The sequence below is a fragment of the Rudanella lutea DSM 19387 genome, assembly GCF_000383955.1.
GTDB classification, from domain to species: domain Bacteria; phylum Bacteroidota; class Bacteroidia; order Cytophagales; family Spirosomataceae; genus Rudanella; species Rudanella lutea.
This window is the reverse complement of record NZ_KB913013.1, coordinates 5,968,883-5,980,324: the sequence shown is the minus strand read 5'-3', so window position 1 is coordinate 5,980,324 and position 11,442 is coordinate 5,968,883. Positions and strand designations below refer to the sequence as shown.

The following is an 11,442-nucleotide window of genomic DNA, read 5'->3' as shown; positions in this document are numbered from 1 at the left end:
AGGTGCAGGTCATCACCCAAAGCCCGGCCCTGTCGGCCCCCGACGTAGAGCGGCTCATTAGCTTTCCCATCGAGCAGACAATGGCCACCCTGCCCGATCTGGTCGAGGTACGTTCCATTTCCCGCTTCGGTTTATCTGTCGTCACCATCGTTTTTACCGATGCGGTTGACGTACTAACAGCCCGCCAGCAGGTCTTTGAACGACTGCAACAGGCCCGCGCCCAGATACCAGCCGGTGCGGGCAACCCCGAACTGGCTCCCGTCACGACGGGGCTTGGCGAAATCTACCAGTACGTGATTCGGGCGAAACCCGGCTACGAAAAACGCTATAACGGTATGGAACTGCGCTCGATTCAGGACTGGATCGTTCGGCGGCAACTGTTGGGCACCAAGGGCGTGGCTGACGTAAGTAGTTTCGGGGGCCTGTTGAAACAGTACGAGGTGGCCGTCGATCCGCAGCGGCTCCGGGCGACCGGCGTAACGATGGACGAATTGTTCACCGCCCTCGAACGCAACAACCAGAACGCGGGCGGGGCTTACATCGACCGTCGGCCCAACGCCTACTTTATCCGCTCCGAAGGGCTAATCGGCACGTTAGGAGACATCGGCAAGATCGTCGTGCGCCGAACCGATGAGGGCGTACCCGTGCTGGTACGCGACGTGGCGCAAGTGCAGTTCGGCTCGGCGATTCGCTACGGAGCCATGACCCGAAACGACGAAGGCGAGGTCGTGGGGGCCATCGTGATGATGCTCAAGGGGGCCAATTCGTCCGAAGTGATCGGCAACGTCAAGGCCCGCATCGAGCAGATCAAAAAATCGCTGCCCGAAGGGGTTGAGATTCACGCCTTTTTAGACCGCACCAAACTCGTCAACCGCGCCATCGGTACCGTCGAGCGCAACCTCATCGAAGGTGCCCTGATCGTGGTGTTCGTGCTGGTGCTGATGCTGGGTAACTGGCGGGCGGGTTTGGTCGTCGCGTCGGTCATCCCTTTGTCGATGCTTTTTGCCGTCTCGATGATGAACCTCTTCGGCGTGTCGGGCAACCTGATGAGCTTAGGTGCCATCGACTTTGGGCTGATCGTGGACGGGGCCGTCATTATCGTCGAGGCCACCCTGCACCACATCGCCCTGAAGAACTATAGGCATAACCTGACCCAGGCCGAAATGGACGAAGAAGTGTATGAATCGGCCAGCCGCATCCGCTCGTCGGCAGCGTTCGGTGAAATCATCATCCTGATCGTCTATCTGCCCATTCTGGCCCTGGTCGGCATCGAGGGCAAGATGTTTCGCCCGATGGCCCAGACCGTCGCCTTTGCCATTGCCGGGGCCTTCATCCTTTCCCTGACCTACGTACCGATGGTGTCGGCCCTGTTGCTCAGCAAGAAACCTGTGCGTGAAGGAACCCGCACTATCTCCGACCGGATCATGGCCTTCTTCCACCGGCTCTACGACCCGGCTATCCGCTGGACATTAAACCACAAGGGTATCGTCGTCGGGCTGTCGGTCGCCCTGTTCGCCGTTTCGCTATTCGTCTTTAGCCGGTTAGGGGGCGAGTTCATTCCGCAATTGGACGAGGGCGATTTTGCGGTGGAAACCCGCGTGATGACCGGCTCCTCGCTGGCCCAATCGTCGGATGCCGCGTTACAGGCCGGACGGGTGCTCAAACAAAACTTCCCGGAAGTCATTGAGGTGGTCGGCAAAACCGGCGCGGGTGAGATTCCCACCGACCCCATGCCCATCGAAGCCACTGATCTGATGGTGATTCTGAAAGACCGCAGGGAATGGACTTCGGCCAACAGCCGGGAGGAATTGGCCGAAAAGATGCAGGCCAAATTAGAGCAGATACCGGGGGTGAGTTTCGGCTTTCTCCAACCCATTCAGATGCGCTTCAGCGAGTTGATGACGGGCGTCAAGCAGGACGTAGCCGTGAAGCTCTACGGCGAGGATTTGGGGATTCTGGCCGACTATGCCGCCCGCATTGGCCGGGTGGTCAGCACGGTGCCAGGGGCCAAAGACCTCTACGTCGAGCAGGTATCGGGGTTGTCGCAGATTGTGGTCAGGTTCGACCGGGATGCCCTGGCTCGCTTCGGGATGAGCATTGAGGAGGCCAATCGAAGTTTGCAGGCCGCCTTCGCGGGGGCCTCGGCGGGGCTGGTGTACGAAGGCGAACGACGCTATGACCTGGTGGTGCGGTTGCAGCAACAAAGCCGCCAACGACTTGAAGATGTGCAGAACCTATTGGTGACGACGGTTAATAATCAGGCAGTGCCGTTAGGTCAGATCGCCGACGTATCGTTTCAGAACAGCGTCAACCAGATTCAGCGCGAGAATGCCCAACGGCGCATTACGGTAGCCTTCAACGTGCGCGAACGTGACGTAGAAAGTGTCGTGCGCGAGTTGCAGCAGAAGTTGGACAGCCAGGTAAAGCTGCCCCCCGGCTACTACGTGACCTACGGCGGCCAGTTTCAGAACCTTCAGGAAGCCAAAGACCGCCTGAGCATCGCCGTACCCGTCGCCCTGGGACTGATTTTCCTCCTGCTGTTCTTCACCTTCGGCTCGGTACGGCAAAGCCTGCTGATCTTCTCGGCCATTCCGCTGTCGGCCATCGGGGGCGTAGTTGCCCTCTGGCTCCGGGATATGCCCTTTAGTATTTCGGCGGGCGTGGGCTTCATTGCTCTGTTTGGCGTAGCGGTGCTCAACGGCATCGTGCTGATCGGGGAGTTCAATCACCTCAAAGCAGGGGGCCTGGCTGATTTACGGACGATTATTCTGCAAGGCACGGCTACCCGGCTGCGGCCCGTGATGATGACCGCGCTGGTGGCTTCGCTCGGGTTTCTGCCGATGGCCTTGGCCCAGACCGCCGGGGCCGAAGTGCAACGCCCGCTGGCTACGGTCGTCATCGGTGGGCTGGTATCGGCTACGTTGCTGACCCTGCTGGTCCTGCCCTGCCTCTACTGGTGGGAGCAAACCCGCTGGGGCGCGAAGAAATCGGGCAACGTACCCCGCCCTGCGCCCGCGACGAGCTGGCTGCTGGTAGGTACGTTGCTGGGTGGACTTGGCCTGTCGGCCCAGGCGCAAACGCCCCCGACGGGCAACACGGGCAACCCAACGACCGGCCCGCTGACGCTCGAAGCGGCTTTGAACCAGGCAATTGCCAATAATGGGTCAAGCCGGGTGAGCAGCCTGAACATCGCTATCCAGCAAACCGCCCGGCGCACGGCCCGCGACATTGGCCGGACCGACGTATCGCTGGTGAGCGGGCAGTACAATTCGCTTAATTGGGATAACAACCTTACCATCTCCCAAAGTATTCCCAACGGCAAGCTGATCCGGGGGCTGGAACGACTGGCCGATGCAACCATCCGGGGGGGTGAATTACAACGCCAGTTGACCCAAACCGAGCTAAGGGCGCGGGTAAAAGGCACGTACCTGGAACTAACGTACCTCATTGAACGGCTCAACCTATTGGCCCGGCAGGATAGTCTGCTCGTCGCCTTTCGCCGGGCCACTGAAGTGCGGCAGCGCACCGGCGAGGGGACGGCACTCGAAGTAGCCACCGCCGACAACCTCATCGGCGAACTACGCAACCAACTGGCCCTGACCGAAGCCGACCGGCAAATTGCCCTGACAAGTCTGCAAACGCTGCTTAATACGACGAGTCCGTTAACGCTCCCGACCAGCCCGCTGGCACGTCGCCCACTACCGTTGCTGACCGATTCGGCCCTGGCCCAGAACCCGACCCTGGCTTTGCTGCGGCAGCAGGTGTTCATTGCCGGGGGGCAAATCGCCGTCGAGCAGGCCCGTTTACGGCCCGATTATTCGGTGGGCTACTTCAATCAGTCACTGATCGGTATGCAGAACATCGACGGGCAGGACCGGTATTTTGGCGCGGGAAGGCGGTTTCATGGGGTGCAGGTGGGCGTGGCGATTCCGCTGTTTCAGAAAGCTCAGCGCGCCCGCATCGAATCGGCCCGGCTGGGGCAGCAACTCGCCGAAGCCGCACTCGACTTTAACCAGCGGAATCTGCAAGGCAATTTGGCCGCCGTTGTGCAGGAGGTACGCAAGCAGCAGGCGAGCCTGACCTATTATGAGCAGACCGGCCTGCCCGTTGCCCGCCGACTGGCCGAGGGAGCCGAAAAGGCGTTCCGGGCCGGTGAAGCCGGTTATTTAGACTACAGCCAGGCCCTGACCCGCGCCTACCAGACGCAGTCGGGCTATTTAGATACGATCAATCAATACAATCAGGCGGTCGTCCAACTGGAGCAACTTCTGGGCCTGCCATAACCCCACTGAATCCATGATTTTCAGACGAAGTGTATCATTTATCGCCCTATTGTTCAGCTTACTGGCTGTACCGATGGCCTGCCAGCAGCGCACCGGCGACGCGGCAAAACCAACCGGGGAAGCCGAGCATCCCCACGAAGAAGGCCCGACGGATGTGGTCGAACTGACCGACGATCAGCGACGTATTGCCGCCATAGCAGTAGGCAGCGTCGAATACCGCAACCTCGGCCAGACGCTACAGGTCAATGGCCGATTGGCCGTGCCGGCTCAGAGCCAGGTGAACATCACGGCCCTGCAAGGCGGGTTTGTACGGGCCATCCCCCTGCTACCCGGCCAGCCCGTGCGGAAGGGGCAGGTCCTGGCCCGCATTGAAAACCCCGACCTGATCGGGGTGCAGCAGGAATACGCCGAAACCCACAGCCGCCTGACGTACCTCGAAGCCGAGTTTGCCCGCCAGCAGGAACTGAGCCGCGAGAACGTCAGTGCCCTGAAGGTGTTGCAGCAAACCACCGCCGATCTGAGGGCGACCCGCGCCCGCGTGACGGGGCTGGCCCAGCGCATCCGGCTGGTGGGCCTGTCGCCCCAGTCGGCATTAGCGGGAAAATTCAGTGCCGGCTACGTCGTTACCGCTCCCGTGGCGGGCGTCGTGACCGACGTACCCGCCGTGGCCGGGCAGTACGTGCAGCCCGCCGACGTGATTGCCCGCCTTACCAGCAGCCAGGGTTTGTATGCCGAACTGACGGTATTCGAAAAGGATTTGCCCCAGTTGCGCGAAGGCCAGCGGGTGAGCATCGTACTCAACAACGAAGGGGGCCGGGAGCGTTTGGGACGCATCAGCTTTATCAACCGGGCCATCGACGCAGACCGTTCCGTTCGGGTGGTTGTGCGGCTTGACCAATCCGATGCCCGGTTGGTGCCGAACACGTTTCTGAAAGCGAGTTTAGACCTCGGTAACAGCCGGGTTACGGCCCTGCCCGAAGGGGCCATCGTGTCGGCGGAGGGAAAAGATTACATCTTTATCGAGACCGACGATCAGGCAGCACATCACCACGAGGAAGGAGAAGCTGAACAGTCAGAGAAGGAAGAGCATGAAGCATCCGATCCACCGTCGCGGTTTAAACAAATACCCGTGCGCCGGGGCGTAACCGAAGGCGGCTATTCGCAGGTGACGTTGCCGGGCAATCTGGATATAGCGAAGTCACGGGTAGTGGTGAAGGGGGCCTACGCGCTGCTGTCGCAGCTCAAAGCGGCCAGTGGGGAAGAAGAAGGACACGCGCACTAAACAGACAGGACGATGGACAGTATTCTGATTGGTAGCCTGACCCTGAGCCTGCTTCACGCGCTGATTCCCAGCCATTGGCTCCCCTTCGTCACCATTGGGCAAACCGAACGGTGGAGCCTTCGGCAGACGTTGACGGTAACGACCATTGCGGGGCTGGCTCACACGATTAGCACGACGCTGCTGGGTGTACTGGTGAGCCTGGCGGGCTGGCAACTGGCCGAAAACTACCACGACCTCTCGGAGCGAGCCATACCGCTGTTGCTCCTGGCGTTAGGATTGTGGTATTTGATGCAACACCTGCGCCACCGCCACGTGCATGACCACATCGATACGGACACAGCGCGGAAAGCGCGTTCGTTTTCGGCCCTGCTACTCTCGCTGGGGCTGGCCATGTTTCTCTCGCCCTGTCTGGAAATCGAAGCGTACTTCCTCAGCGCGGGCGCGAAGGGCTGGTCGGCGGTACTGCTGGTAGCCCTGATCTATAACGTCGTCACGCTGTCGGGAATGCTGGTGATGGTCGCGATTGGTCGGCGGGGACTGCAACGGGTGAACCCCCACTGGTTCGAGCACTACGAAAACCTGATTACCGGCCTGACCCTCGTTGGGCTGGCGATTCTCAACTTTTTCATTGAATTCTAAGCGAAATGGCACACGACCATAGTCACGACCACGAGGGACACAATCACGACGACGTAGACCTCATTGAAGCAGGGACTACCCCCGCAGCCGACGCGGCCCCGGCTAAAGAAGGGCCGTTCCAAACGGTACGTACCTACGCTCCGGCTATCAGTAGTCTGGTGCTGCTGCTGGGCGGCATCGGGCTGGATCAATACGCGCCGGGCTGGTTTGGCGACCCCTGGCGACTCATCTGGTACGTCGTGGCGTACCTGCCCGTTGGCTGGCCGGTGCTGCGCCGGGCGTGGAGCAGCATTCGCCGGGGGGATGTCTTCACGGAATTTTTCCTGATGAGCGTCGCGACGCTCGGCGCGTTCGCTATTCGCGAATACCCCGAAGGCGTGGCCGTGATGCTGTTCTACACTATCGGCGAACTGTTTCAGGAAGCCGCCGTGCTGCGGGCGCGTCGCAGCATCAAAGCCCTGCTGGACGTGCGGCCCGACGAGGTAACGGTGCTTAGAAACGGCAACGCCCAGGTAGTGAAGGCCGCGACGGTGGCCGTCGGCGAGGTGATCCAGATCAGGCCGGGCGAGAAAGTCGGGCTGGATGGGACGATGCGCTCCGACTCGGGTACGTTCGATACGGCGGCTCTGACGGGCGAGAGCGTTCCGCGCACCATCGGGCGGGGCGAAGCGGTGCTGGCAGGCATGATCAACCGGCAATCGCTGGTGGAGATGGACGTAACGACTCCGTATCAGGATTCCAAGTTGTCGCGCATCCTGAAGCTGGTGCAGCAGGCGACAGGCCGCAAGGCGCAGACTCAGGAGTTTATCGCCCGCTTCGCCAAGATATACACGCCCATCATCTGTTTGCTGGCCGTGCTGATTACGGTACTACCGTATTTCTTCGTCGCCGACTACCGCTTGGCCGACTGGCTGTACCGGGGGCTGGTGTTTCTGGTGATCGGCTGTCCGTGTGCGCTGGTGATCTCCATTCCGCTGGGCTACTTCGGCGGTATCGGGGCGGGGTCGCGGCAGGGTATCCTGTTCAAAGGCTCGGTATTTTTGGACCTGATGACGCAGGTCAAAACCGTTGTCATGGACAAGACCGGTACGTTGACGAAGGGCGTGTTCCGGGTGCAGGAAGTCAACCCCGTTGGTATCGACGCGGGTACGCTGGCCCGGCTCACGGCGGCATTAGAAAGTAAATCAACCCACCCGGTCGCGACAGCGGTCATCGAGTACGCCCGTGTAAACGGGGATGATAACGCCTTCGGGAACGTACCCGTCGAAGCCGTCGAGGAGATTGCCGGGCATGGGCTAAAAGGACGCGTCGATGGGAAAGAAATGTTGGTGGGCAATGCCAAACTGCTCCGCAAGTTCGGGGTAGCGTTCGACGAGGTACTGACCCGGATTCCCTACACGGTGGTGATGACCGCCCTCGACGGGACATTTGCGGGCTACTTTACCATCGCCGACGAAGCCAAACCCGACGCTACCGACGCGGTCAAACGGCTGCAAGCCGAAGGCATTCGCACCGTGATGCTGTCGGGCGATAAGTCGGCTGTTGTCGAGATAGTGGCCAAACAGGTAGGCATTGACGAATGGCACGGCGATCTGTTACCCGAAGATAAGGTAGCCCAGGTAGAACGGCTCAAAGCAGAGCAAGCCGCTAACCCAAAGGCGAAGCGTCGCCCGGCGAAGCTGGCTTTCGTGGGTGATGGCGTAAACGACGCGCCGGTCGTGGCCCTGGCCGACGTGGGCATGGCGATGGGGGGCCTTGGCTCGGATGCCACTATCGAAACCGCCGATGTAATCATTCAGAACGACGAACCCTCTAAAATTGCTACGGCGGTGGAGATTGGCCGGGCCACGCGTCGAATTGTCTGGCAGAACATTACGCTCTCACTGGTAGTCAAAGCCATCGTGCTGGTGTTGGGAGCCGGGGGCGTAGCCACCATGTGGGAGGCTGTCTTCGCCGACGTAGGTGTGGCGATGCTGGCCATCCTGAACGCCGTGCGGGTGCAGAATCTGAAATTTGATGGAAAGTAGTTAACACACACCAGCCCTGTCCCTACAGGGCTGGCCTACCTACACACTCAATGGAGACGTACATCAAACCGAATTTATGGCTTATTTTTCTGTTATATGGCGGTATTGTACTGGTACTGCCCACCTACCGGGTGTGAAAGCAGACCGGCATCAACCCACTAACGTTTGGCAACACTGACTCGGCGCATGATTACGCAGGGCGGGTTTTCAAGGTACTGATGGGCCTGTTGCTGGGTACGATTCTGGTGTATTGCTTTACCGACGGGTATGGCTGGTTAACTCCGATTCGCTGGCTGGAGGGACCTAAGATCGGGGCAACCGGTGTTGGACTGGTCGCTTTGTCGCTGTTGTGGATTATGCTTGCCCAGCACCAGATGAATCAGTCGTGGCGCATCGGTATCGATGAGGCTCATCCAACCACGCTGGTTACCACCGGCATCTTTGCCTATTCCCGCAACCCAATCTTCCTGGGTATGCTGGTCGGCATTGGCGGGCTGTTTCTGGTGCTGCCCAATGCCGTTACGCTGTGCCTGTTGGGCGTGGGCTATGTGGTCATGCAATTACAGGTACGTCTGGAGGAGGAGTTTCTGGAACGACAGCACGGGGAAGCGTATCGGGCGTACCGAACCCAGACCCGGCGTTGGCTCTAATCAGCACGACTCAACGCAGCTTGTTTGGGGTGTTTTGCCGGTATCAGTACCGTTAAAGATGTCCAATGTATTCTGATTTTCAGATAATTAACAATAGAAAAAATGAAAACTACACTTTCTGTCCTGCTGCTTTCCCTGCTTCCCCTGTTGACCCAGGCCCACAGCTATTGGCTCGAACTGAAAGGTGCCGGTAAGGTGGGTGAACCCATGACGGTGCAATGCTACTTCGGTGAACTCGAAAATGGTCTGCGCGAAAAAGGTTCTGTTTTGAACGGTATCAAAGCTTTCACGGCCTCAGTGTTGCTGCCCGATGGCACCACCGAGCCGCTGACATTAATCCCCGCCGAGAACTGCTATCAGGTCCAGTTTACGCCTAAGCAGGCCGAATTGCAGCGTTGCTACAAATTCACCGAACAGGAATGCCACTTCGCCGATTGGTCGAAAATGCAAAAGGGTTAATCGAATACAGGTTGGGGCGCACCGCTTCAGCCTGTTTTTTTGAAACATGGACGCTCCACCTGACTGATGGGTGAAGACAAAAGCGCAGTCCTTACTAACCCAAGATGTGCAACAATTTATTTACACGTACCCAGGATGTCTGGTTGTTTGGCAATTCGGCCAATAGCATATGGCCTTCATTATCAACACCAGATCAGGGTGACAGCGCATGGCGACCTCGTCAGGTGATGGATTGGGAAACCTTTTGGCGGAGAGCCAGCAAGGTCAATTGTATTCTGCCTAAGCGGCTGGTGCTCCTGGCGGATGCAAGTGCCCTGTCGCATGAAATCATCTTTCAGATTCAGCAGTACAGAGCGCAAAATGCCCTGTTTTCGCCGGTCATCCATTTTGATAAACCGGACTTGTGCAAGTTCATTCACACCTTCAATAGTGATCTGGCTGGGTACTGTGCGGCCACCGATACCAACGAAGAAATGGGGCGGCTTCTGAGGGCGGTATGCGCCGGAAAGCATTACTACAGTCCGGGCTTTTGCCAGATGGTGGAGGATTTGGGCTTTCCTATCGCGAGAGGAGACGATGATGAATACATAAAAAATTAAACAAAAAACTAATGAATCTATTAGTAACAACCGTGAAAAATAATCTTATTTGCACCGCAGGGGCTTGCTTACCAGGCCCTCTGCTATGCGAATATGGAACAGAAACCCAAACTTCTTTACGAAGACATCTACGGCCTCTTTGAATTTCGGGGCATCAAACAAGGCAAAATCGCCGAGGTGATGAAGATGTCTTACAACAATTGGTACAAAACCAAACAGAATCACCTACGCAATTTGAGTCTCAATGAAATAGGAGAATTGGCCATGTTCCTCGATTTACCACCCGAACAGGTGTTTAGTCTGTGTTTCGCTGTCTATAAACGAGCCTATCTTGAGGAACAAAATATGCCTTTACCCGAACCGTCTAAGGCGTAAACGTTCTGACCCGCTGGAAGCGGGTTTTTTTACGCCCATCTGGGTATAATCAAAGGGGATTGGGCGAAGATAAATAGGTAAATCAAAGAGGATTTATAAAGAGCAATTTATTGAAAATCAGAGTTTTATGTATATAAAGTAGGCTGTAAATTTAGGTAGTGAATCAGCGAACGACTTAACTAACCCCGCTGAGATTACGGCCCTTATGACTTGTTTTTGCAGCCCTGCCCGCGTTCGGTTAGCCATCGACAGCCGCATCAACCGCGACCTTATCGCTACGGCCCGAGAGCAGGGATTTGTGTTCAGCAACCCGCCCGAAGACTTCCTCATCAGGGAGCGCGTGGCCGTCGCCGACTTAGAAAATCCGGCCTTCATGTGTACGCCCGACGTAATGCACTGGTTGATGGGAAAGGCCATCGAAGCCACACTGTTTCAATTATATCTGTCCCGCCGAATGCGTCAATAAGCCCCCTACCCTACTTTAAACACCCTATTCATTCTGATATGACAAAGACTATGAACCCCTACGTACAAACCCTGTACGACCAAATTGGCCCTATGGCTTTCTCGATGATGGGAGCCAAACGTTTCCACGTCGATAACCGGGCAAACTCGTTAAGGTGGCAGATAGCCAACTCGAAAATCAAAAGTGTTACTGTTCGCTACGACATCACCAGCGATTTGTACGAAGTTTCGTTTCTAACTGAGACTGCTAAAACCATTTCCGAAATTGTCATCGAGCAGGTAGAAATAGGTCAGTTACACGCCACTATTGAGCGGATGACTGGATTACGGCTTTCTCTTTCCCGTGTGTATGCGTAACAGAATACTTATCTTTGAGTATGAGAGCACCCTACAGCGAACGCGCCAAAGCTATCCTGAATAATCCAGACACAGCCAAACAACTCACAGAATGGCTAAAAAGCGGTCAGACGACCGGCAAAATCCTGTACATAGATGAGCAACAGCAACCCAGAACTGTTATCGCGAGCCGTACTAATCGCCCCGAAGCTACGCACGGCGACGAGCCAAGACTGTTGACGTTATGGGAGCGAATCAAAGGATTTATGGCTGTCCTGCTTGGTGCTCTTGTCAATCCGTTTGGGTCGTGAGCGGTGCCTTTACGGC

Annotated in this window: 11 protein-coding genes; all 11 read left to right on the top strand. The window is 57.4% G+C overall.

Translation table 11 applies throughout. The features are described 5' to 3' along the window. Nucleotides 1-4,283: CusA/CzcA family heavy metal efflux RND transporter (locus tag RUDLU_RS28205; protein ID WP_019991116.1), on the top strand; the 4,283-nt coding region annotated here is incomplete at its 5' end. Between the two features lie 13 nt (nt 4,284-4,296). Then, entirely contained in the window at nt 4,297-5,565 is a 1,269-nt protein-coding gene (locus RUDLU_RS0124625) for an efflux RND transporter periplasmic adaptor subunit (RefSeq protein ID WP_019991115.1), read from the top strand. Between the two features lie 12 nt (nt 5,566-5,577). Continuing rightward, a complete protein-coding gene (locus RUDLU_RS0124620; protein WP_019991114.1) occupies nt 5,578-6,204 on the top strand; it encodes a hypothetical protein in 627 nt (208 codons plus the stop codon). Between the two features lie 5 nt (nt 6,205-6,209). Further along, nucleotides 6,210-8,231 (top strand): heavy metal translocating P-type ATPase, encoded by a 2,022-nt coding sequence (locus RUDLU_RS0124615; RefSeq protein WP_019991113.1) that lies wholly within the window; start codon nt 6,210-6,212, stop codon nt 8,229-8,231. A 218-nt stretch (nt 8,232-8,449) separates the two neighbouring features. Beyond that, nucleotides 8,450-8,881, top strand: a complete 432-nt coding sequence (locus tag RUDLU_RS28200) for a methyltransferase family protein (protein WP_019991112.1) — start codon at nt 8,450-8,452, stop codon at nt 8,879-8,881. A 102-nt stretch (nt 8,882-8,983) separates the two neighbouring features. Then, on the top strand, nt 8,984-9,340 hold the full coding sequence (locus RUDLU_RS28195) for a hypothetical protein (protein WP_019991111.1): 357 nt from the start codon (nt 8,984-8,986) through the stop codon (nt 9,338-9,340). 104 nt (nt 9,341-9,444) lie between these two features. Then, nucleotides 9,445-9,939, top strand: coding sequence for a hypothetical protein (locus RUDLU_RS0124600; protein ID WP_019991110.1), 495 nt, complete (start codon nt 9,445-9,447; stop codon nt 9,937-9,939). Nucleotides 9,940-10,032: 93 nt separating this feature from the next. Next, complete coding sequence (locus tag RUDLU_RS0124595; protein ID WP_019991109.1) at nt 10,033-10,314, top strand: hypothetical protein; 282 nt, start codon at nt 10,033-10,035, stop codon at nt 10,312-10,314. Nucleotides 10,315-10,519: 205 nt separating this feature from the next. Continuing rightward, complete coding sequence (locus RUDLU_RS0124590; RefSeq protein ID WP_019991108.1) at nt 10,520-10,780, top strand: hypothetical protein; 261 nt, start codon at nt 10,520-10,522, stop codon at nt 10,778-10,780. Nucleotides 10,781-10,818: 38 nt separating this feature from the next. Beyond that, nucleotides 10,819-11,136: a hypothetical protein gene (locus tag RUDLU_RS0124585; RefSeq protein ID WP_019991107.1), complete on the top strand. Its 318-nt coding sequence runs from the start codon at nt 10,819-10,821 to the stop codon at nt 11,134-11,136. Nucleotides 11,137-11,156: 20 nt separating this feature from the next. Further along, entirely contained in the window at nt 11,157-11,426 is a 270-nt protein-coding gene (locus tag RUDLU_RS0124580; RefSeq protein ID WP_019991106.1) for a hypothetical protein, read from the top strand. The last annotated feature ends 16 nt before the right edge of the window (nt 11,427-11,442 follow it).